Origin of the sequence: Gramella sp. MAR_2010_147 (assembly GCF_900105135.1) — a bacterium.
GTDB lineage: Bacteria > Bacteroidota > Bacteroidia > Flavobacteriales > Flavobacteriaceae > Christiangramia.
Genome location: NZ_LT629741.1, coordinates 1,694,294 through 1,717,154, shown reverse-complemented (window position 1 = coordinate 1,717,154; position 22,861 = coordinate 1,694,294). Strand labels below are relative to the sequence as shown.

Here is a 22,861-nt window from a genome sequence, read left to right as displayed (position 1 = left end):
GCCATTCTGAATCAAGTTCAGGAGAGGTGTAAAAAATAAAAGGTCATTTATGATTTATAAAAGAAGTAGTCAATTATTCACAGAAGCACAAAAAGTAATTCCTGGTGGGGTGAATTCCCCGGTAAGAGCTTTTAAAGCTGTTGGGGGTGAACCTATTTTCGTAGAAAAAGCTGAAGGTGCTTATTTGTATGATGAAGATGGAAATAAATTAATTGATTATATCAATTCCTGGGGGCCGCTTATTTTGGGGCACGCACACAAGCCGGTGATCGATGCAGTAATTGAAAAAGCTAAAAAAGGAACTTCATTTGGAACGCCTACTGAGATAGAAACTAAGATCGCAGAACTGGCAGTAAAAATGGTTCCGAATATAGATAAGATTAGAATGGTGAATTCGGGCACTGAAGCTTGTATGAGTGCCGTTCGGCTTGCACGTGGATTTACCGGAAAAGAAAAGATCATCAAATTTGCCGGTTGCTATCACGGGCATAGTGATTCTTTCCTGATCCAGGCTGGAAGTGGTGCAGTGACTTTTGGGACACCAAATAGTCCGGGAGTTACTCAGGGAACTGCGAAAGATACCTTGCTGGCCAAATACAACGATCTGGAAAATGTAAAAGAGCTGGTTGAAGCGAATAAAGATGAAATTTCCTGTATCATTCTGGAACCGGTTGCCGGAAATATGGGGTGTATTCCGCCAGCCGAAGGTTTTCTGGAAGGATTGAGAAAGATCTGCGATGAAACTGGAATTTTGCTTGTTTTTGATGAGGTAATGACCGGATTCAGACTTGCTCCAGGCGGAGTTCAGGAAAGAGCAGGAGTAAAGGCAGATATTGTATGTTTTGGAAAAGTGATAGGTGGTGGTTTGCCTGTAGGCGCTTTTGCTGCCAGAAATGAAATCATGGACTATCTGGCGCCTGTTGGCCCGGTTTATCAGGCGGGAACACTTAGTGGTAATCCATTGGCGATGGCTGCTGGATTAGCAATGCTTACTGAACTGGATAGTAAAAGAGAGATTTTTGAAAGTATCGATAAAAAGACCAGATATCTTCATGAGGGTATGGAAAAAGTTCTTACAGAGAATAATATCGATTTTACCATAAACAGAGTGGGATCAATGATATCAGTTCACTTCGGAACAGAACCGGTAACCGATTTTGCTTCCGCAGCTAAATCTGCAAATCTGGGAACTTTTAATAAATTCTTTCACGGGATGCTGGAAAACGGAATTTATATCGCACCAAGTGCCTACGAAACCTGGTTTATTAGCGAAGCACTTTCTTATGAAGACCTTGATAAAACAATTAAGGGGGTAGATAACGTGTCAAAAAAATTATAGATTTTCAGTGACTCGATATTATGAAAACCGTTGATATCTTTCAGCGGTTTTTTTATTCCCTTTCCATCTTTAGTAATTCTTCTAAATAAGTACGGGAATTGGAAAGCCTTGGGATTTTATGCTGACCGCCAAGTTTATCATGCTTCTTCAACCAGTCATAAAAAAGATCTTTACGTGCCTGGTGGATCTTTGGCATATTCAGCGTCATATTATTGTAGCGCTTAGCTTCATAATCGCTGTTTACCTCTTGCAAAGCAAGATCTAATTGTCTGGTGAAATTTTCGAAATCTTTAGGTGCGGTTTTAAATTCCACGATCCACTCATGAGCACCTTTTTCTTTTCCTTCCATGAAAATAGGAGCCACAGTATAATCTATAATTTCACAATTGGTAATAAGGCAAACTTTTTTGAGAGCAGATTCGGCATTTTCAATGATTAATTCTTCTCCAAAAACGTTAATGTGATGCTTGGTTCTTCCGGAAACCTTGATTCTGTATGGATTTATATCTGTAAACCGTACTGTATCCCCGATCTTATATCTCCAAAGCCCGGCATTGGTGGTAATTACCACTGCATAATTTTTACCAATTTCAACCTCACTTAAAGGAATTGCCATTTCTTCATCAGTTCCATATTGATCCATCGGAATAAATTCATAAAAAATACCATAATCAAGCATTAACAGCAGGTCTTTGGTGTCGTTATGATCCTGACAGGCAAAGAAACCTTCAGAAGCATTATAGATCTCATAAAACCTGAAATCCTCTTTTGGTAGTATCTTTTGATATTGAGAAGCATAGGGCTCAAAACTTACCCCGCCGTGAAAATAAGCTTCCAGATGTGGCCAAACTTCAAAAAGGCTTTGTTTTCCGGTTGTTTCCAGTACATTATTCAGTAAAACCAACATCCAGCTGGGAACTCCGGCAAGGCTGGTTACTCTTTCCCTTGTCGTTTCATCAACAATCGCCTGCATTTTATATTCCCAATCATGCATCAGGGAAACTTCATTGCTCGGGGTACTGCTAAATTCAGCCCAGAAAGGCATATTATCTATCAATATTGCAGAAAGATCGCCGTAAGAAGTGCCATTTTCCTGATAAAGCTCCTTGCTGCCGCCAAGCCTCAAACTCTTTCCGGTGAACATCTGTGACTGCGGATTGTTATTCAGATAGATGCATAAAAGATCTTTTCCGGCGGCATAGTGACATTCTTCAAGCGAATCCTGGCTTACCGGAATAAATTTACTTTTCGCACTGGTAGTACCGCTGGATTTTGCAAACCATCTAATTGGAGTAGGCCAGAAAATATTCGATTCCCCTTTTCTACTCCGCTCTATAACGTCTTGATAATCCTCATATTTCTGAATTGGAACACGCTCTTTAAAAGTTTCATAAGAGGTGATTTCTGAAAAATTATAACGTTTGCCAAACTCGGTATTTTTTGCTTTGGATAGAAGGTTTTTAAGAAGCTCATTTTGAACTTCATGCGGGTATTTTATAAACAATTCCATTTGATGGATTCTCTTTTTCAGAAACCAGGAAGCTATGGAGTTGACTAATGGAATTGGCATTATTCTTCTTATCTTTAAGCCTTATATTTATTGGGCGGTTGGTTATTTGGTTAAAAATAATCGAAACTTTGTAGCCTGCAAAAATTTCATTCAGTCTTAAAACAAAAATTTAAATGCGATACGAGGGAGTTTTAACGAAAATGAGAACTGAAATCACCGATGTGGTTCAATATTACCTTATTTGGGAAAATGATTTTATCAATTTCAATCAGTTGATAGACAAAAAAATAAGTTTGAATTTCCTTAAGTATCAATGTCTTAATTGTGGGCTGGAAAAGAAAATTTACAGACAGGGATTTTGTTATGATTGTTTTAGTTCAATTCCTCAGGCTGGAGATTGGGTAATAAGCCCTGAAAAAAGTAAAGCTCATTTAGATGAAGAAGATCGTGATCTGGAATATGAGAAGAAAGCACAACTCCAACCACATATTGTTTATCTGGCGAATTCCAGTGATGTAAAAGTGGGAGTTACCAGAAGAAATCAGGTTCCAACCAGATGGATAGATCAGGGAGCGCATGAAGCCATTGAAATTGTAGAGGTTCCAAACAGGTACCTGGCAGGGATTACCGAAGTTGCTTTAAAGGAGCACGTTTCAGATAAGACCAACTGGAGAAAGATGTTAACCAATGATATTATTGATCTTAATCTCGTGGAAGAAAGGGAAAAACTGAAGGACTTTATTCCGGAGGAAGCTAAGGAGTACTATATCCAGAACAATAAGGAAACCGAAATTAAATTTCCTGTGAAGCAATTTCCAGAAAAGATCAAATCTCTCAATCTGGTTAAAAATCCTTTCTATGAAGGAGTTTTAAAAGGAATTAAGGGGCAGTATTTGATCTTTGAAGACGGGACCGTTTTTAATGTTAGAGGAAATGAAGGTTTGGTAGTTGAACTAAAAGTTTTGTAACTATCATTCCGAGTATAGCGAAGGAGAAAACCTCTCAATATTTTTTGAACTTTGATGGAATCTCTCCCTTTGGTCGGGATAACAATTTAGACAATATATAATTTCATGGTCATGCTGAACTCGTTTCAGCATGACCATGAAACCAGTTCAGGGTGACGTTCTCAAGAGGGTTGTTGTCATTGCGAACGAAGTGAAGGAATCTCATGTTAAAATGGCTTCACTTCGCTCACAGGGGTTAATTATTATTCTTTGTAGTATCCGTCTTCTTTTTGGAACCTTTTAATAATCCACCAAGAATATTCTTGGCCGCATCCTGAACTTGTTTTTGTTGGGATTGATTGATAGAATCTCTTTTCGTCACGGGGGTGCTGCCTGAAGTAGAATCTGTTTTTACAGCTGTAGAATCATTTTTGTTGAAGGGTTTACTGGGATCTCTTTTGCCTTTAAGAATGTCGTTGATCGCATCTACCGCTTTATTTTCAAGATTCTTCTTTTGTTGCGCAACTACTTTTTGGGTTAGATTATTCACCGCCTGCTGCATATCTAATTTTATCTGCGGACTCTGGAAATTTCCTGTAATTCCTATTGGTAATTCTACCGTAGTATTTTCAATAGTTTCGCCGCTAAGTTTACCTAAAGTGCTGCTTACTTCAGAACCAAGATATTTTGCAGGCACATCCAGTTTGAGGTCATAATTCATATTCATATCGAACCCATGACTTCCCGAAACCTGGAAGTCTATCCCCTTAATGTTAAAGTTCATTGGTGCAACCTGTACCATTCCATCAGTAAACGTCAATTTGGTTTTTAGCTTGCTAAGATCTATTTTATTTAGATCAAGAAAATTAAGCTGCCCGTCTAATTTTGATAATAACGCAGCTTTTTCAGGATTGATTTCAGCAGTTAATAATTCTGCTAAAGCGTTACCGGCAAGACTGGCAAGCTGGGGTGTTAGATCTTCGTTCAGATTCCCTTTAAGATTAACCGTAGACTGAATTTTTCCTTCAATTGCACTGGCTAGCGGCGCAAGATTTTGAATAAGCTCCAATCCATTGAAAGAAGATGCAATATCCAGGGAATTCAGGTTGAGGTCCATTTCAAAAACAGGAGTAGGATTCTTTGTGGAAACCAATCCGTTAACACCAATACTACCATTGAAAATATTCGTAGAAACATCCTGGAGCCTTGCTGTTTCATCCCGGATGATGAGAAGGCCCTTAGCATTTTTAAGTTCCAGGTTATCATATAGAACGGTGTTGGCATTGAATCTTAATTCCATATCCAGGAAAGAAGGCACTTTTACTGCTTCCTTACCGGTAGATTTAGCTACAGTTTTGTCATTCCCATTATCATCTTTAGTAGTGATCTCTTCCGTTTCAGCCACCATAAAGTCATTGACTGAAAAAGTATTGGACTGTACTTGGAAGTTTCCTTTTAATAGCTCATCGGTAAGTAAGAATCCAATCAGGTTTTGAAGCGAACCAGAAGCAGAGATATCTGTCTTTCCTGTTGTCATCTTTAGATTAGGAACACTAACATTCCCCTGGTTAAAGGTCATATCGGCATTCGCAATTTGTACCTCATTTGGAATTTCAGGAGAAGAGTATTTGAAGTTTCTTATTGAGGCCGTACCGCTACTTTTTACATTTTGGTATTGTTCTTTTTCGATGGAATTCATATCGAAAGTGGTTTTAATATCGGCGGTAAGCATCCCGTTAAGATCCTGTTCCAGTTCTAAAGGATATGCTTTGCTGATATTTGCCAGATTCACTGTTCCTTTTAGAGCAAGATCAATTAGCATATTCTCGGTGATATTGCTAATGTTTCCATTGGCTGAAAAACTGTCCTGGTCTATTCTAAAGGTGGCATTATTGATATTGATATAAGTTTCTTCGGCAAGACCGGTATCGTTCAAAATTTCCATGTCCAGGTTAATATCCTGAACACTTTTCGGAAGATCGGGATATTTGAAAGAAGCATTGTCTGAAGCAACTTTAATATCCATTTTAGGGATATAGGTATCATCTGCTTTTCCGAAAATTCTCCCGGTTAGTACAAAATCTCCACTGGTATCTACATTTTCAATATTCTTAGCATAGATTTCAGGAATAACGGCCAGGAAATTCTTAAAGTCTGAAGAAGGAGTTTTAAAACTGATATCCATTTCAGTATCTTCTTCATTTACCTGAACATACCCATCAAAAGTCAGGGGAAGCTGATTCACTTTGGCTTCATTCTCCAAAAACGTATATTTCATATTTTCCAGGTCCATCTGAAATACTGCATCTAAGGTCAGAGAGTTCTGAGTAAGATAGTTTACCCCATCATAATTAAGAGAGACCAGCGCTTCAGAATAGGTGTCGAGTTCAGATTGATCTAATGAGAAATCACCATTTCCTTCATGATTTAGATTTTCTACGTCCAGAGCAATTTTTGATGATCTATCGTCATATTTTACACGGGAATTATTGATCTCATAATGTTTAAGATCCAGGCTGAAAGGAGTATTTTCTGAAGTTGGACCGGTAGTAGTGTCTTCCACGGCAATATCATAATTGGCATTGCCCAGTGAATCTACTTTTATATTGATAAAAGTATTATTAAGCGTTAAGCGATCTATTCTCTTAGGTTCATCACTGCCTTTAAATAATTCTTTTATAGACATCTCCAGGGTGACTTCTTCACCCAAAGCCAGGGTGTCTCCTTCAAAAGGTTTATTATTTATAATGCTAAGATCCTCAATAACCAGTGTTGCCTGTGGAAAACTGCGAAACATGCTAAGGTCTATATCCTGAAAATCTACCTGCGCGTTCAGGTTCTCATTCATTGTTTTCTTAACCAGGTCTTTGAGTTGAGACTCAAAGACAAAGGGCGCCACTATCATTAGGATAATGATGGTAAGTATTATAAATCCTAAAATTTTTAAAGCCTTTTTCATAAGGATTGTTTTTTGTGTTTTATTTAAACTGCGTCAAATTTGAGTTCTTCAGCAGGTTTTAATTTGAAAGATCTTCTCATTCCGTAAACGGCGGCATATAGAAACGGAGTATCCAGTGCAGCGATCAGTACTTTGAATAAAAATCCGCTAAGTAACAGTCCGCCAAATAATTCCCAGTCTATCTTACCAAAGCTACAAAGCAAAAATAAGACCGAAAAGGTATCTACAAATTGCGAAAGGAAGGTCGAGAAATTATTCCTTAGCCATAAGTGTTTGCCTTTAGTAAGTTTTTTCCAGAAATGAAACAGCTGGATGTCTATATATTGTGCCAGTAAGTAAGCTGCCATAGATGCAAAAACAGCGATAGCAGTTGCCCCAAAAACCCTTTCAAACAAAGAATTGTTAATTGGAGACCAATCGGTTGCAGGCACCGCATCAGCCGCATAAATGATCAATAAAGAAAAGAACGATGCAAAAATCCCCGTGGTAACTACCCGATTTGCTTTTTTCTTTCCATAAATCTCACTGATAATATCAGTTATTAAAAAAGTAACCGGATATGGTAAAATCCCGACAGAAATTTCAAAAGTATAGATCCCGAAAAAATCCCAGTAAAAGAACTTTTGAAAGATAAGATTTGAAACAACCAGTGAAGCGATAAACAGTGCGCTTAAGATCATATAAATTTGCTGAGCTTTAAGCTTATCTTTCAGGGTAAGTTTTGCCAAATTTTGTTATTAAGTCTTCAAACAAAATTAAGGGTATGTGCTTTTGTTTTGCTTAATTTGCTGTGAAATTATTTACCGCTACCTATTAAAATTTTCTTAATTCGCTTTGAAATCCCCTAAAACAGTAATACTAGCACTGGGAAGTAATCTTGGTGACCGATCTGGTTACATGCAAAATGCCCTTGAAAAAATACACCAGAATATTGGTTGGGTGCATGATATTTCTAAAATATATGAAACACCTGCCTGGGGTTTTGAGGGAAATTCGTTTTTAAATGCCTGTATTTCGGTTTCTACCAGACTGGAAGCTGAAGAAGTACTTTCAGAACTATTAGCTATTGAAAATGAATTGGGAAGAGAGCGATCTGATTCAGAAAATTATCAAAACAGGACGATAGATCTCGATATTCTGCTTTTTGGAGAAGAAATTATGGAGACTGAAACTCTTAGCATTCCGCATCCTGGAATTCCTGATAGAAGCTTTGTGTTGGAGCCATTAAATGATATTATTCCTTCTGAAAAACATCCGGTTTCAGGAAAAAAGATAAGTCAGTTACTAAAAGATACAACCGATACTTCTGAGATTTCACTTTCTACCGAAGAGCTTAAGAGGTCGGTTCTTCATTATAATTTTCCAACCTGTAATTATATCGCGGTAGAGGGAAATATCGGTGCAGGAAAGACCAGCTTCTCTACGATGATTTCTGAAGATTTTAATGCCAAATTGATCCTGGAACGATTTAAAGACAACCCTTTTCTTCCGAAGTTTTATGAAAATAAAGAGCGCTATGCTTTTCCGTTAGAAATGTCATTTTTGGCAGACCGCTATCAGCAACTATCAGATGATCTTGCGCAATACGATCTTTTTAAGGATTTTGTGATCTCAGATTATGATGTCTTCAAGTCGCTGATCTTTGCGAAGATCACCCTGCATGAAGATGAATACTCCTTGTATCACAAGCTTTTTCACTTAATGTACAAAGAACTGGTAAAACCTGAACTTTATATCTATCTATATCAAAATACTGATAGACTTCTTGAAAATATTAAAAAGCGAGGCCGGGATTATGAGCAGAATATCCAGCCGGAATATTTAATTGATATCAATAATAGTTATTTGAACTTTATAAAATCCCAGAGCAATATGAAGGTGCAGATCATAGATATTTCAGGGCTGGATTTTGTTTCTAATAGAAAAGACTATTTGTGGCTGCTTTCAGAAATTGACAAAGCGCTACGTTAAGATTTTTTGAGCTTTATTTTTGAAAAAAGATCCCATAAAACCACTCCGGTACTCACTGATATATTTAGCGAATGTTTACTGCCAAGTTGAGGTATTTCAATTACGCCGTCACTAGCTGAAACTACTTGTTGCTGAACCCCTTTAACCTCATTTCCAAAAACTACTGCCAGAGTATTTGTGCTTTCAGGAATAAATTTATCAAGCATTACGGCACCTTCGGCCTGTTCAATAGCATAGACTTTTATGCCATCAGCTTTCAATTTTCCAACTAATTCCAGGCTGTCATTCACATATTCCCAGGCAACAGTTTCTGTAGCTCCAAGGGCAGTTTTCTGAATATCCTTATGTGGCGGCTGGGCCGTGATTCCGCAGAGATATATTTTTTGAATGAGAAAAGCATCGGCCGTGCGAAAAACAGAGCCTATATTATTTAAACTTCTCACATTATCCAGGATAATGATAATCGGTGTTTTCTCAGCTACTTTGAATTCATCTATACTTTTTCTCTCCAACTCACTGTTTCGCAATTTTCTCTTTTCCATAGCGCAAAAATAGAAATTTGTAATATTATTTTACAGTATATAATCGCTTGTAAATCAAAACATTATAATTTTTTCATTAAATTAGAATTCTCATTTCCTCTAATCTTATTTAACAGCTATTGCATGTTATGGTTTTATTATTAACTAAAACCAATCATTATGAAAATTTTTAAAATTACTACAATGGCAATGATACTTTTCTTGATTGCCGGGAATTTTAGCTTCGCTCAGGAAATGAAAGCTGAAAAATATGAAGATCCGGAATGGGTAAATATCGCTTATATCAAGTTTAAGCCTATGAAAAAGGATGCTGCAATGAGTATTGTAGAGAATTATTTTATGAAGGCAGACCAGGATGCCGGGATTGATGCCCCAACCAGCTATCACTTTGCTTTTGGAAAGTATGATATGATGGTAATTTGGAAAATGGCCGAAGGTATTGAAACTCTTAACTATAAAATGACACCTGAAGATGTTGAATGGATGAAGTCTATGGCGAAGGTTGCAGGCGGGCAGGATAAAGCCATGGCAAAACTGGAAGAATTCATGTCTTATGTAGAGGCCTGGGATAATAGCCTGGCACGAAAGGAATAGAGTGCTAAGAACTAGCGGATGGGTGATAATCCCCATCCTTTTTCCCAATGGAGCAGTATTAAATAAAACCAACCAAACAATGACTTTATGAAGAACGAACAAAAACACTGGACCAAAGCTGAGCTTCAGATTTATATTTTGATGCTTTGTGCAAATGCCGATTCAAATGTAACCAATGAAGAACTGGATTTAATCAAAGCTAAGACAGACAAAAATACATTCGAAAATATTTATAAAGAGTTTTCAGAAGATTCCGAAGAAGAAAGTTTAGAGAAGATTCAGGATAATCTTGTATTGCATGAGTATTCTCATAAAGAGCTGGTAACCATTCGAAAAGAAATGTTTGAAGTGTTCTTTTCAGATAAAAAGTTCAGCCAGATGGAAAATATGCTAGATAAGATTTTGAACAATATTATTTACTAGCCGTATAGGGCGATAGAAAAACGGTAGCGCTTTTTTGTTCCACGAAATATTTTTGGCTTAACAATATAACCATGGAGAAATCTGAGAAAAAATCTTCTGTTCATTTCAAGAACAAGCATACAGACGATCTAATTGATCATTATTGGGGGAGTATTAGTTACGTTTCCAGTTTAATTAAAGCTTCTGAAATTAAAGCCGGGCTTATTCTTTCATTTTATGGAATCCTGCTAAACTTTGTGTATCAAAATATAGCCCTGGTATTAGAGCGTTTTGAAGATGCTACTGTAATTTACATTTTATTGACTCTTTGGTTTGTTTGTGCTGTTGCATCCATTTATTATAGTATTAGATGTTTTATGCCCCGAATTGAATCTAAATATGATAAGAACATTTTCTTTTTTGGGGATGTGATTAGCAAATTTGGGGACATTAAAGAATTTTCCCGTACTTTTTTCTCTATTAGCGTAGATGAGGATCAGTTGTTCGATCAATTGGGACAACAAATATTTATCAATGCAAAGATTGCCAATCTTAAATTTAGAAATGTTCAGAAAGCCCTGAAATTTCTTGCGATTCAGTTTTTGATGCTCCTTATTATTGTTCTTTATTATGTAATAGCCACTTTTTTATAGACGATCGACGGTTTTAATAAATCTTAGAAGAAATTTGAGATCCTAGTTACGATCCAGCATTTTTCGTTTTTCCATTTCTGAAAAACTACTATTAAATGCTTTCTTTTTGTTCTGAAATGTAGAGCTATAATTTGCGACCCACGTAAAGCCAGTTTTAAGAGATCACTTAAATTGCGTGAAAATTAAATTTATAGAGCTTGCCCAGACCAAAAAAATCATTCGAGACCAATAATATTAATTTTAGGGAGAGTTTTTCTTCTTTACAATTTGTTCCAAGATTCTTTAAAGAAATACGAAGCGTCAATCCATTTCTATTTTTCGCGAATGTTAGCGGACGTATTATGAATGCCGTACTTCCAGTGATCATGCTCTGGCTGGGAAAATTGATCATCGATGAAGTTGTGATCCAGATCACGGCAGATAAAAAAGAACTGGATACATTGTGGTTGCTGGTTGCTGCAGAATTTGGTCTTGCGATCATTTCAGATCTTCTAAGTAGGGGAATTAGTCTTAGTGATGCACTACTGGGTGATCAATACGCAATAGATACCTCTGTAAAGATCATTAAAAAGACTTCGGAATTAAACCTGGATCAGCTGGAAGATTCTGAATTTTACGACAAGCTGGAAAGAGCCAGGCAGCAAACTACCGGTAGAGTGGGTTTAATGTCTAATATTCTTACCCAGGGAGAAGATGTGATCGTGATTATTTCCCTGCTTGTTGGGGTGGTGACTTTTGAACCCTGGTTGATCATCCTTTTGGTTGTTTCTATTATTCCCACAATTATTAACGAGATCAAATTTAGTGGAACCAGTTATTCTTTGGCGAGAAGCTGGACGCAGGAACGCAGGGAACTCGATTATCTAAGGTATGCCGGTGCGAGTGATGTTACGGCCAAAGAGGTGAAATTATTCGGGTTATCAAACTATCTGGCAGACAGGTTTAAAGGACTTTCAGATAAATATTATTTACAAAGTAAAAAACTGGCGAAGCAACGGGCAGGATGGGGTTCTATGTTTAATGTTATTGGTACGGCTGCTTATTACGGCGCCTATATCTTTATAATTTTTAGAACGGTTGCCGGGGTCTTCAGCCTGGGAGATCTTACTTTTCTTTCCGGATCCTTTAATAAATTGAGGTCTAAACTCCAAGGTTTTTTTACTCGCTTCACGGCAATTACTGAAAGCGCCCTGTATCTTCAGGATTACTTTGAATTTCTCGATCTTACTTATACCGAAAGTGTTTCAGATGGGAAGCTTGATCTTCCAGCGAATATTAAAATGGGATTTGAATTTAAGAACGTTGGCTTTAAATATCCCAAATCTGAAAAATGGGTGGTGAGAAATATCAATTTTGAATTGAAAGCAGGAGAGAAGCTGGCATTTGTAGGAGAAAATGGAGCTGGTAAAACTACTCTTATAAAATTACTGCTTCAATTCTATGAGCCCACCGAAGGGGAAATTCTTCTTGACGGGATCCCAATTACCAACTATGATCAGGCAGCTTACAGGCAGTATTTTGGAGTGATATTTCAGGATTTTGTAAAGTTTGAATTAACGCTCCGGGAGAATATTGCCATGGGTGAGATCGGGCAGATCGAAAATCAGGATAGGATTGACAAAGCTGCTGAAAAAAGCCTGGCGCGTGAAGTAGTTTTAGACCTTCCTTTAGGCTACAGTCAGCCTTTAGGAAAACGATTCAAACATGGAAAAGATCTTTCCGGAGGCCAGTGGCAAAAGATCGCCATCGCCAGGGCTTATATGAAAGATGCTGAGGTTTTGATCCTTGATGAACCAACTTCGGCTTTAGATGCACGTGCAGAAACCGAGGCTTTTCAAAGGTTTATTCAACTTACCGAAGGCAAGACCGCGGTAATCATTTCCCATAGATTCAGCACCGTAAGAATTGCTGACAGGATTATGGTTTTGAAGGACGGCGCGGTACTTGAAATTGGAACGCATCATGAGCTCATGGAGAATGATAAGCTTTATGCCGAACTTTTTAATCTTCAGGCTGCGGGTTATCAATAACAGCAAGAATCACTTCTTTATAACTTGTGAGAAAATTGCAATTTCATCATTTCAGAAGAACGCGATAGATTTCTTACTTTAGCGAGCAATAAAATTCCCTGAAATTGGCAGCTAATAAGACTCAGAAAGTAACTCCCTTAATGAAACAGTACAATAGCATCAAGCTGAAATACCCTGATGCTTTATTGTTATTCAGAGTAGGGGATTTTTATGAAACTTTTGGAGAAGATGCCGTTAAAGCCGCCAGAATCCTGAATATCGTTCTAACCAATCGTAATAATGGAGGGGAGAAGATGGAACTGGCAGGATTTCCGCATCATTCATTAAATACTTATTTGCCAAAACTGGTGAAAGCGGGTCAAAGGGTTGCCATCTGTGATCAGCTGGAAGATCCTAAAATGACCAAGACCATCGTAAAACGTGGAGTGACTGAACTGGTGACGCCTGGTGTGGCCATGAATGATGATATCCTGAATAGTAAATCGAATAATTTTCTCTGCGCTGTTCACTTCGGAAAAAAGAATTTAGGAGTTTCCTTTTTAGACGTTTCTACTGGTGAATTTTTATGTGCCCAGGGAAACAGGGAGTATATAGATAAGCTTCTTCAGAATTTCGGACCCAGTGAGATCCTGGTTCAAAAAAAATACAAGAAGGATTTTAATGATAATTTCGGTAAAGATCTGCATTGTTTCTACCTCGATGACTGGATCTTTAAAACCGATTATGCTGAAGAAACCTTAAACGGCCATTTTAATACAAAGTCTCTTAAAGGTTTTGGGATAGATCATCTGGAAGAAGGTATTATCGCTTCGGGCGCGGTACTTTATTATCTGGCTGAAACCAGGCATCACCGTTTGCAACATATTACATCAATCAATCGGATCGCTGAGGAACAGTATGTCTGGATGGATCGCTTTACCATCAGAAACCTGGAATTATATCATTCAACTTCGGCCAATGCCGTGACCCTTTTAGATGTTATTGATAAGACGATTTCTCCCATGGGGGGGCGACTACTAAAACGTTGGTTAGCCTTGCCGCTCAAAGATGCTGAAATGATAGAAAAAAGGCTTCAGGTGGTTGACTTTCTTATCAGGAACCCGGAAACTTTAGCGAATATTCAGGATCAGATACGTGAAATTAGCGATCTTGAGAGGCTAATTTCAAAGGTAGCGACCCAAAGAATTAGTCCGCGGGAAGTGAATCAGCTTAAAAATTCAATGAATGCAATTGTGCCGGTAAAAGAACTGGCCTTGAAATCTGACAATGAAGCGCTGAGGATCATTGGTGATAATTTACATTCCTGTGATCTGCTTCGGGAAAAGATTTCAGAAAGTATCAGCGAGGAAGCACCGGTAAATATTCAGAAGGGAAATGTGATCGCCAAAGGTTTTTCAAAAGAACTTGATGAACTTAGAGACATCGCTTTTTCCGGGAAAGATTATCTGGACAATATGATAAAAAGGGAGACTGAAACCACGGGAATTTCTTCGCTCAAGATCGGGAACAATAATGTTTATGGGTATTATATAGAAGTGCGTAATACTCATAAAGATAAGGTTCCTGCAGAATGGACGCGTAAGCAAACCCTAGTTAATGCTGAAAGGTATATTACTGAGGAACTAAAAGAGTATGAATCCAAGATCCTTGGGGCCGAAGAAAAGATCCAGCAATTGGAGCAGGAGATATTTGGAAAGCTGATCGCGTGGATGGCGGAGTATATAGATCCTGTTCAGCAGAATGCGAGATTAATCGCCAGGCTGGATTGTCTATGTTCTTTTGCTCAGCAAGCCCAGATTGAAAATTATTCTAAACCTGAGATCACCGATTCGTATGGAATGGATATCGAAGATGGCAGGCATCCTGTGATCGAAAAGCAATTGCCCGCGGGAGAAGTTTATGTGACCAATAATCTTCATCTGGATAGGGAAGAGCAACAAGTAATTATGATCACCGGGCCTAATATGAGTGGTAAATCAGCGATCTTAAGACAAACGGCACTTATTGTGTTAATGGCACAAATGGGAAGTTTTGTTCCTGCAAGATCTGCTGAAATTGGCCTTGTAGATAAAATTTTTACCAGGGTAGGAGCCAGCGATAATATTTCTATGGGTGAATCTACTTTTATGGTAGAGATGAATGAAACTGCCAGCATCCTGAATAATATTTCAGATAGAAGTCTGGTACTTTTAGATGAAATTGGTCGTGGAACCAGTACTTATGATGGAATTTCCATAGCCTGGGCAATTAGCGAATATCTACATGAGCATCCTGCAAAACCAAAAACATTATTTGCCACGCACTATCATGAGTTAAATGAAATGTGTGAAACTTTTGACAGGATCAAAAATTTTAATGTTTCAGTAAAGGAGCTAAAGGATAATGTACTGTTTCTTCGGAAACTGGTACCGGGTGGTAGCGAGCATAGTTTTGGTATTCATGTAGCAAAGATGGCCGGAATGCCACAGATGGTTTTGCACAGGGCTAATAAGATCCTGGCAAAACTAGAAGCTTCCCATTCTATGGAAGATTCCGGAGCAGTATTAAAAAAATCTGCTGAAGATGAGATGCAATTAAGTTTCTTTAATCTGGATGATCCCTTACTGGAAGATCTGAAACAGGAATTACTGGGAATTGATATTGATACCTTAACTCCCGTGGAAGCTTTAATGAAACTGAATGAGATCAAGCGAATGCTAGGAAAGAACAATAAACAATGATCTATCATCAGTAAAATTATAGTTGTCATCCTGAACTGGTTTCAGGATCTCATGCTGAGGAAGTCATTCCGAATACAAGGAAAAATCTCAACAATCACCAATAAACAAGTATTAACAACTTGTTTCTGTATCTTTTAATTCAACCTAATTGCGCACGTTTCGTGCTCATTATTAATGACTAAGCAAAGCGTGTACTAATTTATCAAAATCAGCCTGACTTTTTTCTGAAAAAATTCTTTGCTGTTATAAGATTTGTCTTAAATTTGCCTCCGCAATAAAGGCGTCGCCAATATTGTTTGTTCTTAAAAATCGCGAAAATAGCTCAGTTGGTAGAGCGCCACCTTGCCAAGGTGGAGGTCGCGGGTTCGAATCCCGTTTTTCGCTCATTTATATATTCCGCTCGGGTGGTGGAATTGGTAGACACGTTGGACTTAAAATCCAATGGCCATTATGGCCGTACGGGTTCAAGTCCCGTCCCGAGTACTGAAACCCTCTTTAACTAACTGTTATTGAGGGTTTTTTGTTTTTAAATACTTTTATTTGTACGCTCATTTGTACGCAAAAGATAATTTTAAGTTATTTAATACCTCAAATTGATATTATAATAGATTTATTTTTTAATTTGTACCTTTATTTAAAGTATTAAATAATGAGTGTCGAATCAATAATTCTTAGTAGTAAGATGAAATCACTCAAAAGAGTGGTTAATATTATTTCAAATATGGTTTCTTCAAATCTTGAAGATATGTTTGGAAGAGATACTTCATTAATTGATCGAGACATAGTTAAGGTTGTTTTATCAGATCCTGCAAAAAAGAAAATCTTAATGGATCAAATTAAAAAGGATAAAGACTTTTCAATTATACTTCACGGAAAAAATCTTGAATTTGATGAAAAGGAAAATGAATTAGTTCCTCAATAGGTTTATGAATTTAGCCTTAAATTCCATTTTTCTTTTTTTACTAGTCGTTTTCCCTGGAATTGTATTTAGAAGATTCTACTATGTTGGTGAATTTTCCAAACAGTTTAATAGTTCGAATTGGATAACCTCAGTAACCTCAGCATTAATTCCTGGATTGCTAATCCAACTATTTACGTTTCTAACTTTTTCATTGGCAATTATAAAAATTGAACCTGAGAATGTAAATGATGTTTACACTGCACTATCCAGTAATACTTTACCAAAAACCTTATTCGATCTTGAGAATTTGAAATTGAATGGTTTGTATTTGGGTATTATGGTGTTTTATGCGGCTTGCTTAGCGCAAATCTTATATCATATTGTGCGTATAGGGAAATTAGATAGGAAGATTTCAATACTTAGATTTAAAAATCATTGGCACTATTATTTTCGAGGCGAAATTTCTGGATTTAAAGATTTTAAGGATATTGAAATAAAAAAGGTTGGTTTGACCGTTGCTGATATTCTCATTCAGACTAGTGATGCGACTACAAATTTGTACAAAGGATTTCTAAGGCAACATACTATTAATCGCAATACTGGAGACCTTGAAAATGTTTATTTAACCAGTGTACAAAGGTATAGTGAATCCCGCAAAAAGTTTGTGGAAATTCCAGGTGATTTAATGATTTTTCAGAACGAGCGAATTGTTAATATTAATTTGAAGTTCTATCCGCTGGAGCCAAATAAGAATAAAGTTGCTTTCTTTCCATTATTTGCATTCTTCTTTTTGATCGTATTATTCTTTGATCCATTTAGATTGTTCGTAGGGGAGAGTGTATCAATGAAAATTTTAGGTCGAGCCTTGACTATTTTCGACTGGATATTCTTAAGTACGTTTATAAATACACTATTTTCAGAGGATAAAACTGATAAGGCAATGCAATACGCTCGCTTTGGTCTAATACTATTGTCTGTTTCAATTTCAGTAGTAATTTATATACTTATCCAATAGTTGAAAAGAGAATTTCAACGATAATAATGTTAGATAAGTTGCTATAACACGCGAACAGATACCAATGAAGTTTTTAGATGTTAGTTTTCTTGCACGCGCGTAGTGACCTCCATAAAACCTTACTTTGTCTTAATTAACTCTAAATAGTTCTAATCGTATACGCGCGTAATGGTCGGAAAATCTTTTTTTACTGTCTAAATTGTATAATTTGAGGTTAGGAATTAAAACAGATTAGAAATATCGAAATAGGTAAAAAATGTTTCATATTTCTAAATTAATCCGGCTTCTATAGGTTCAACAGGTTCAATAACTTCATCAGTATATTTCTTTTCTTGATTTACTTTTTTCCGATAATTCATTACCGGATGACCTGTAAAAGTTTTTTGTGTAAATCCTTCTTGCATTATCCCCTTGATAATTGAATCACTTTGATTTTGGTTTATCCAATCATTTTCATATTTCCTGTCTAAAACTAAAGGCATTCTTTTTGCCTTATTATGAATTTTTTCGAATAATAGGTTTGCATCTGTAGTTATTAAACTTGCAGAATAATTATCATTATTGTCCTTAGAGTAAATACCAGCAAACATAAAAATTGATCTATTTTTATAATTGTCACTCTCATTCAAATAACAGAAGTAGGGTTGAGATTCACTATTATAATGATGAGGTTCAAAAAATCCATCACAAAATATTAAACACCTTCTTTCTTTAATAGCATTTCTGTAGGAGTTTGATTCATAAACTTTATCATCTCTTGCATTCAGAGTATTGTATTTTCTGTTATTATAGAATTCTTCTCTTTCCCCTCTAAACCAATCAGGTACTAATCCCCAAGATGCCGAAAACCAATTTCCAGGTTCTTCCATAGGAATAATATATATATTATCATGTGTAAAACCATCATTCATGTTATATGCCTCAAAATGGGTATTGATGTATGGAGGTTTATCCATATATCTAGTTAAATTATCTTGAAATTGATTAAGTGATTTCTGGTAGCACATGATAATTAAATTTCAGATAGTAGTCTATCTAATTCATATAGTTCTCCTGCTTTCCTAGGAATTTTAAAAAAATCTGACCGAATCTTTTTTCTTTTCTTTGCTAGTTCGATATTTCTTTCAATTTTAGAAAAATAAAAACCTGCCCCATCAGTTTTAAAGGTGCCAATTAGTTTTCCTTTATAAAAGTTCGTTTTACTTCTTGTATCGGTTATCCAACATGTTCCTTTAGGCGTAACCTCCATCCTGCAATGTTTTATATCATTTTCATAGGATAGGTTAAGATCTTTAAAGGCAATGATTAAATTTTCAATTGCTCTTTTAGGAATGTGTTCTTTTATTTCTTCTCCGATATAAATTTTATCCTTTATCAAATCTTGAGTCTTTTAACCAATTTATTATTTCCAGATCCTCTTTAGGTAATAATAACCAATCTGCACCGCCATTTTTACTGCTAAAGTTTTCCCACATTTCAAAGGCTTCATCTTGATTAACCTTTAAAATCATCGATAACCTTTCTACATCTTTGATTCTGTATTTTTGTTTTGCATCCATAATAATGAATTTTACTTTTAAAATACATTAAGAAAATGACTTTTGCATAAGGGATAATGGAAATTTTAATTTTGAAGATTAAAATATTTTTAAATACTTAATTGTTCTAAATAATCTCATTTGTAATAGTTTTTTTGCCTAGCCTAACTAATTTTTATAAATATGATTCTTAATATCCAGAGGTGAAAAGTGAAGTTTTGTTAAGTTTCAAAGTCAAGTTTTGACAAATTATAATCTCAGGTTTTTTCAGGTTCTTTAAATACAGGTTAAGTAATAACGCTCTTTTAAGTAGTTCGATTCGTTCGGTTTCTAGTATTTGTAAATTTTTACGCGCGAACAGATAGGGAAATATTTGAAAACGTTTGATTAATCAAATTTTTTAGGTTTAACCGTATAATTTTATAAATAACTCTATTTTAGTATTTCTAAACTAATCACAATGAAAAATGTAATATTAATTTTAGGTGTTTTCGCCCTGGTTTCCTGTAGTGCTGAAGATGACAATTGTAGGTATAACAAAGCGGAACTTGACGCTCAATATGAAGAGTGGTTTAAGCAGGATTTAACCGACTTTGAAAGAAGACAAATGCAAAAAGAATATTCTGCTAAATTAGAAGAGGCTTGTTAATTATATCTTCCCTTTTTTTGGTTTCCGAAAACTCTTTTTTATCGTGTGAAAAACAACCTTTTTTATAGTGTAAGAAAACTCATCTTTAATTCAGTTAAATTGATTTAGTTGCAACGTCGCGCGATTTTATCTATGATTAATCAATAATTTCAAATCCCAACCCTAGTCCAATCCAGAACTTATTGTCGTAGTTCCATAAATCACTTTGGTTTCCTACAGCATTATCCCATCCGCCAAAAACTGTACCTTGAAACTTTCCAATAGATATACCAGTACCAAAGCCATAACTTAATACTCCCTTTCTGAAAGTTTCATTAGCATCTAGTGAAGGTAACGTATTGTTAGTATTAAATTCAATTGAAGAAGTACCTATAAATAATCCCATTAGCCACTTTGTTTCTCTTTCTAAATTGTCAACATTTTTCCGATACATGAATTTTTTTCTTCCTAATGAAAAACCAAAAAGAACATTTACATTAATATCACTTGCAAAATCCTCTTCAATATCGCCATTTTCGCTTCCAAACCTATATTTAATAGGTAGTGTAACTGCAGAAATGAATAATTCAGAGAAAGGAATTTTTATTGATTGCCTATTCTTCAATTCATAATAGTAAGTCTTGCGCGTATAATTACTTTCCTCTTCGGAACTATTACTTATTGAATCATTCTTTTCAAGAAGTTGATTTATTTCATCAATATCTATCGACTTTGAAATTCTTTCTTCCTGTCTTGAAATTTCCTTTTCCATTATTAAGTAAGGATTCACATATACCTTTTCTTCTTTCATTTTTAAATTTCCTCTGTCAAATCCTGGACCAACATATGGAGTTTCCATTTTAAAAAGAAGATCTTCAAAAAAAACATTATCTATAGAAGTTTCGGTTTTAATTGTTATCTCAGTTTTTAATGAACTATCCTTTTTATAAAAATTAATTTTTTTACCCATTGGATAGGACTTTTGAATCTCTTTTAATTTTTTCTCGTAAATCTTCTTAATCTCTTTGTCTGAAGAATTTGCTAAGGAATCTATTTGGCTTTTAGTCCAATAGTTAGTTTCCATAAGTAATATTGTCTTTCCGTCTTCAAACGATATTTTTTCAGGTATCCAAAAGGATTTTTTGAACACTTCTTGTGAGGTTCCATTTAAAGAAAATAGGGCCAGAGCCAGAACTAATAAAATTTTCTTCATTCTAAATATCTATTAATTACAAAACCTAAGATACAGAATATTAGTATTTTAAAATAACCATATATTTGAAAAGGGGGAAAATCCCCTTCCTTTGCGGAGGAAAAAAAGATCCTAAATACAATTTTAAATATCTACTAGATAAGTGTGTAATGATTAACAGTATATAGATTAGTTAATGGTTACACATTTCAGTACTTTCTAAGCGGTTAATAGTTACACACTTTTTTAAAATATCAATTGTAAATTTGGCTTTAAGATTTTCTGAATACTTAATTATTGTTTCCTGGAGTTTCTTCTTATGCCTATCTCTATGATGAGGTTTTAAATCTTTAAGCCAAAATTGTAGATTTGCGTATTTATTTAGGCGAATTTGAAGAGGTTTAGAAATGCCACATTTTCTTATTGTATAATCGTAATAAACCACTTCATCAAACTGCCTTAAAAGTTCAATTTTGGCATTTTCTAGGGTTTTTATATTAATGTCTGCAAATGTGTAAATACCTAGTTTGTTAATCTTATTTGATTTTTTCAGGCTCATCTCTATTCTAGTTGTAGGTGTTAGCATTCCATACTGCTCTGACTTGTTGTAAATCTTAATTCTATATTGTTGATGTTCACAGTAGTAGAAATTACCATTAAATTTACTTTCAAACCTTTTTCCTTTATGATAAAGCAATCCTGGCAAAAAGGATAATTGATCAATCATTGGTGTGGTATTGATTCCAAATTCTATATTTTGAAAAACCATTTGATTGGACTCGCATTTAAATAATCTTCTTAAATGATCTCTAACATAAATAATATTTGAAAGGGTAAATTGATTACCGTTAAAACCTTTGTATTGTTCTTTACTTTTTGGATTGTAATTCGGTGCATTTATTCCTTTAATTGAATTGAACATTTTGTGAATACTCCCAGTAAATAGGATTAATCCATATTCATATACTGTAATTTTGCAAAAATGATATTCTGCTACGTGTTTATGAATTTGCCCTCCATTCCTGAAAACAACAGTTTTAAACTCAAAACAATTATTATCTAATATGCTTGTAGGATTTATGCCTAAAAGCCTTATTTTAGTATAGTCAATCAAAGTATTTACTTATATTTGTAAAGGGGGTACGCGTTGCCAGTGTACTCAGCATTTGAACAATATTAGAGGGGTTATGCGCCCCTCTTTTTATTGCTAAATACTAACTAACTGTTACAGGTGCTAAATATTGAAGTTGTCTAGTGTAATAATTTTGGTAATAATAAATTTTAACCTCTTTGCCGTTGTTTAAAAACTCGGCTAATACTAGATGCTTTTTATAATATATGTCACCAAAATAAATACCTTTAAAATCAGTAGGAAAGAAACCAGTCAGGGGTTTGCTCCATTTGTTGCCGTTCCTAATCTTTAACCAGTAGTCTGGCATAGATCGAGCATATTTGCGGTCTTTCTGAATATTGATTTTTTCAGATAGTAAAGATTTGCCATTAATAACCTCATCGAGTTCATAATGCTTTACACTTGCGTATTTTCCCGCGTTTATTTCTTTGTAAGTGTGAATTACTGGAGTAGGAATGTTTTGCGTTGCCATATCTGAAATTTTTAAAGTTGAATAATTGCTTTCTCTATTTCAGATCTTTTATAATAGACTCTTTTACCAAGTCCATGCCTTTGTAATTTACCGGCTTTAGTCCAGTTGTGAACAGTAGAAATATCTACTTTAAGTAGTTTTGAGACCTCAGCACGCGTCAAATATTCTTCTGGCTCTTTGGGTTGGTAAGACTTCTTTAAGTCGTTTAATTGGGCTTGTATGCCGTTTAAAATTGATTCCTGAAGTTTCTCAGGGGTCGTGTTGTGGAGTTGAGTTACATTGCTCATTGAAAACTGTTTAAGGGATTAATACAGTA

The 22,861-nt window shown here is 35.5% G+C and carries 22 protein-coding genes and 2 tRNA genes; 13 read left to right on the top strand and 11 right to left on the bottom strand.

Annotation, left to right across the window (positions count from 1 at the left end; translation table 11 throughout):
• The first annotated feature begins 49 nt into the window (after positions 1 to 49).
• Positions 50 to 1,339 carry a glutamate-1-semialdehyde 2,1-aminomutase gene (gene hemL / locus BLT95_RS07760; RefSeq protein WP_089665536.1) on the top strand — a complete coding sequence of 430 codons (1,290 nt, stop codon included), beginning with the start codon at positions 50 to 52 and terminating at the stop codon, positions 1,337 to 1,339.
• Positions 1,340 to 1,391: 52 nt separating this feature from the next.
• Here the strand turns inward: hemL and BLT95_RS07755 are convergent, their stop codons facing one another.
• A complete protein-coding gene (locus BLT95_RS07755) occupies positions 1,392 to 2,909 on the bottom strand; it encodes a GH3 auxin-responsive promoter family protein (protein ID WP_089665535.1) in 1,518 nt (505 codons plus the stop codon).
• A gap of 113 nt (positions 2,910 to 3,022) precedes the next feature.
• On the opposite strand from BLT95_RS07755, the gene BLT95_RS07750 reads away from it, so the two are divergent.
• Positions 3,023 to 3,817, top strand: a complete 795-nt coding sequence (locus BLT95_RS07750; RefSeq protein WP_089665534.1) for a DUF2797 domain-containing protein — start codon at positions 3,023 to 3,025, stop codon at positions 3,815 to 3,817.
• Between the two features lie 235 nt (positions 3,818 to 4,052).
• On the opposite strand, the gene BLT95_RS07745 is transcribed toward BLT95_RS07750, so the two are convergent.
• Both BLT95_RS07745 and BLT95_RS07740 read right to left on the bottom strand, forming a co-directional pair.
• Positions 4,053 to 6,755: an AsmA-like C-terminal region-containing protein gene (locus BLT95_RS07745; RefSeq protein ID WP_089665533.1), complete on the bottom strand. Its 2,703-nt coding sequence runs from the start codon at positions 6,753 to 6,755 to the stop codon at positions 4,053 to 4,055.
• A gap of 23 nt (positions 6,756 to 6,778) precedes the next feature.
• Positions 6,779 to 7,483, bottom strand: coding sequence for a queuosine precursor transporter (locus BLT95_RS07740; RefSeq protein ID WP_089665532.1), 705 nt, complete (start codon positions 7,481 to 7,483; stop codon positions 6,779 to 6,781).
• Between the two features lie 106 nt (positions 7,484 to 7,589).
• On the opposite strand from BLT95_RS07740, the gene folK reads away from it, so the two are divergent.
• A complete protein-coding gene (folK, locus tag BLT95_RS07735; protein ID WP_089665531.1) occupies positions 7,590 to 8,726 on the top strand; it encodes a 2-amino-4-hydroxy-6-hydroxymethyldihydropteridine diphosphokinase in 1,137 nt (378 codons plus the stop codon).
• Here folK and BLT95_RS07730 read toward each other — a convergent pair.
• Positions 8,723 to 9,268, bottom strand: a complete 546-nt coding sequence (locus BLT95_RS07730) for an RNA methyltransferase (protein WP_089665530.1) — start codon at positions 9,266 to 9,268, stop codon at positions 8,723 to 8,725. The genes folK and BLT95_RS07730 overlap by 4 nt on opposite strands.
• A gap of 159 nt (positions 9,269 to 9,427) precedes the next feature.
• Between BLT95_RS07730 and BLT95_RS07725 the strand changes: the two genes are divergently transcribed.
• The 9 genes from BLT95_RS07725 to BLT95_RS07685 all read left to right on the top strand — a co-directional run bounded on the left by BLT95_RS07725 (position 9,428) and on the right by BLT95_RS07685 (position 17,583).
• Positions 9,428 to 9,862 (top strand): hypothetical protein, encoded by a 435-nt coding sequence (locus BLT95_RS07725; RefSeq protein ID WP_089665529.1) that lies wholly within the window; start codon positions 9,428 to 9,430, stop codon positions 9,860 to 9,862.
• A gap of 87 nt (positions 9,863 to 9,949) precedes the next feature.
• Complete coding sequence (locus tag BLT95_RS07720) at positions 9,950 to 10,285, top strand: hypothetical protein (protein ID WP_089665528.1); 336 nt, start codon at positions 9,950 to 9,952, stop codon at positions 10,283 to 10,285.
• Between the two features lie 71 nt (positions 10,286 to 10,356).
• Entirely contained in the window at positions 10,357 to 10,917 is a 561-nt protein-coding gene (locus BLT95_RS07715) for a Pycsar system effector family protein (RefSeq protein ID WP_089665527.1), read from the top strand.
• 197 nt (positions 10,918 to 11,114) lie between these two features.
• Positions 11,115 to 12,947, top strand: a complete 1,833-nt coding sequence (locus BLT95_RS07710; protein ID WP_089665526.1) for an ABC transporter ATP-binding protein — start codon at positions 11,115 to 11,117, stop codon at positions 12,945 to 12,947.
• A gap of 140 nt (positions 12,948 to 13,087) precedes the next feature.
• Entirely contained in the window at positions 13,088 to 15,667 is a 2,580-nt protein-coding gene (gene mutS / locus BLT95_RS07705) for a DNA mismatch repair protein MutS (protein WP_172822611.1), read from the top strand.
• A gap of 311 nt (positions 15,668 to 15,978) precedes the next feature.
• A tRNA-Gly gene (locus BLT95_RS07700) sits at positions 15,979 to 16,051 on the top strand.
• 14 nt (positions 16,052 to 16,065) lie between these two features.
• Positions 16,066 to 16,150 (top strand) — tRNA-Leu (locus tag BLT95_RS07695).
• A gap of 199 nt (positions 16,151 to 16,349) precedes the next feature.
• Positions 16,350 to 16,589, top strand: coding sequence for a hypothetical protein (locus BLT95_RS07690; RefSeq protein WP_157718030.1), 240 nt, complete (start codon positions 16,350 to 16,352; stop codon positions 16,587 to 16,589).
• A 190-nt stretch (positions 16,590 to 16,779) separates the two neighbouring features.
• Positions 16,780 to 17,583 (top strand): hypothetical protein, encoded by an 804-nt coding sequence (locus BLT95_RS07685; protein WP_157718029.1) that lies wholly within the window; start codon positions 16,780 to 16,782, stop codon positions 17,581 to 17,583.
• 269 nt (positions 17,584 to 17,852) lie between these two features.
• Here the strand turns inward: BLT95_RS07685 and BLT95_RS07680 are convergent, their stop codons facing one another.
• The 3 genes from BLT95_RS07680 to BLT95_RS07670 are packed head-to-tail and all read right to left on the bottom strand — an operon-like array spanning position 17,853 to position 19,142.
• Positions 17,853 to 18,590 carry an SOS response-associated peptidase family protein gene (locus BLT95_RS07680; protein WP_089665522.1) on the bottom strand — a complete coding sequence of 246 codons (738 nt, stop codon included), beginning with the start codon at positions 18,588 to 18,590 and terminating at the stop codon, positions 17,853 to 17,855.
• A gap of 5 nt (positions 18,591 to 18,595) precedes the next feature.
• The gene (locus tag BLT95_RS07675; RefSeq protein ID WP_089665521.1) at positions 18,596 to 18,961 is read right to left on the bottom strand and encodes a hypothetical protein; all 366 of its coding nucleotides are present in this window, start codon (positions 18,959 to 18,961) and stop codon (positions 18,596 to 18,598) included.
• Positions 18,948 to 19,142 (bottom strand): hypothetical protein, encoded by a 195-nt coding sequence (locus BLT95_RS07670; protein WP_089665520.1) that lies wholly within the window; start codon positions 19,140 to 19,142, stop codon positions 18,948 to 18,950. The genes BLT95_RS07675 and BLT95_RS07670 overlap by 14 nt, the downstream gene beginning before the upstream one ends.
• A gap of 439 nt (positions 19,143 to 19,581) precedes the next feature.
• Here BLT95_RS07670 and BLT95_RS07665 point away from each other — a divergent pair, with 439 nt between their 5' ends.
• Positions 19,582 to 19,770 (top strand): hypothetical protein, encoded by a 189-nt coding sequence (locus BLT95_RS07665; RefSeq protein WP_089665519.1) that lies wholly within the window; start codon positions 19,582 to 19,584, stop codon positions 19,768 to 19,770.
• A 136-nt stretch (positions 19,771 to 19,906) separates the two neighbouring features.
• Here BLT95_RS07665 and BLT95_RS07660 read toward each other — a convergent pair whose 3' ends face one another.
• The 4 genes from BLT95_RS07660 to BLT95_RS07645 form a co-directional block, all read right to left on the bottom strand.
• Positions 19,907 to 20,962: a hypothetical protein gene (locus tag BLT95_RS07660; protein ID WP_089665518.1), complete on the bottom strand. Its 1,056-nt coding sequence runs from the start codon at positions 20,960 to 20,962 to the stop codon at positions 19,907 to 19,909.
• A 172-nt stretch (positions 20,963 to 21,134) separates the two neighbouring features.
• Positions 21,135 to 22,055, bottom strand: coding sequence for a hypothetical protein (locus BLT95_RS07655; RefSeq protein ID WP_089665517.1), 921 nt, complete (start codon positions 22,053 to 22,055; stop codon positions 21,135 to 21,137).
• A 100-nt stretch (positions 22,056 to 22,155) separates the two neighbouring features.
• Entirely contained in the window at positions 22,156 to 22,545 is a 390-nt protein-coding gene (locus BLT95_RS07650; RefSeq protein WP_089665516.1) for a hypothetical protein, read from the bottom strand.
• An 11-nt stretch (positions 22,546 to 22,556) separates the two neighbouring features.
• A complete protein-coding gene (locus BLT95_RS07645) occupies positions 22,557 to 22,832 on the bottom strand; it encodes a helix-turn-helix domain-containing protein (protein WP_089665515.1) in 276 nt (91 codons plus the stop codon).
• Positions 22,833 to 22,861: the final 29 nt, after the last annotated feature.

Excerpts from the sequence above, each read along its gene's own strand:
- hemL (WP_089665536.1), top strand. The coding sequence starts at position 50 with ATGATTTATAAAAGAAGTAGTCAATTATTCACAGAAGCACAAAAAGTA.
- BLT95_RS07755 (WP_089665535.1), bottom strand. The coding sequence starts at position 2,909 with ATGCCAATTCCATTAGTCAACTCCATAGCTTCCTGGTTTCTGAAAAAG.
- BLT95_RS07750 (WP_089665534.1), top strand. The coding sequence starts at position 3,023 with ATGCGATACGAGGGAGTTTTAACGAAAATGAGAACTGAAATCACCGAT.
- BLT95_RS07745 (WP_089665533.1), bottom strand. The coding sequence starts at position 6,755 with ATGAAAAAGGCTTTAAAAATTTTAGGATTTATAATACTTACCATCATT.
- BLT95_RS07730 (WP_089665530.1), bottom strand. The coding sequence starts at position 9,268 with ATGGAAAAGAGAAAATTGCGAAACAGTGAGTTGGAGAGAAAAAGTATA.
- BLT95_RS07725 (WP_089665529.1), top strand. The coding sequence starts at position 9,428 with ATGAAAATTTTTAAAATTACTACAATGGCAATGATACTTTTCTTGATT.
- BLT95_RS07720 (WP_089665528.1), top strand. The coding sequence starts at position 9,950 with ATGAAGAACGAACAAAAACACTGGACCAAAGCTGAGCTTCAGATTTAT.
- BLT95_RS07715 (WP_089665527.1), top strand. The coding sequence starts at position 10,357 with ATGGAGAAATCTGAGAAAAAATCTTCTGTTCATTTCAAGAACAAGCAT.
- mutS (WP_172822611.1), top strand. The coding sequence starts at position 13,088 with ATGAAACAGTACAATAGCATCAAGCTGAAATACCCTGATGCTTTATTG.
- BLT95_RS07690 (WP_157718030.1), top strand. The coding sequence starts at position 16,350 with ATGAAATCACTCAAAAGAGTGGTTAATATTATTTCAAATATGGTTTCT.
- BLT95_RS07680 (WP_089665522.1), bottom strand. The coding sequence starts at position 18,590 with ATGTGCTACCAGAAATCACTTAATCAATTTCAAGATAATTTAACTAGA.
- BLT95_RS07670 (WP_089665520.1), bottom strand. The coding sequence starts at position 19,142 with ATGGATGCAAAACAAAAATACAGAATCAAAGATGTAGAAAGGTTATCG.
- BLT95_RS07665 (WP_089665519.1), top strand. The coding sequence starts at position 19,582 with ATGAAAAATGTAATATTAATTTTAGGTGTTTTCGCCCTGGTTTCCTGT.
- BLT95_RS07660 (WP_089665518.1), bottom strand. The coding sequence starts at position 20,962 with ATGAAGAAAATTTTATTAGTTCTGGCTCTGGCCCTATTTTCTTTAAAT.
- BLT95_RS07650 (WP_089665516.1), bottom strand. The coding sequence starts at position 22,545 with ATGGCAACGCAAAACATTCCTACTCCAGTAATTCACACTTACAAAGAA.
- BLT95_RS07645 (WP_089665515.1), bottom strand. The coding sequence starts at position 22,832 with ATGAGCAATGTAACTCAACTCCACAACACGACCCCTGAGAAACTTCAG.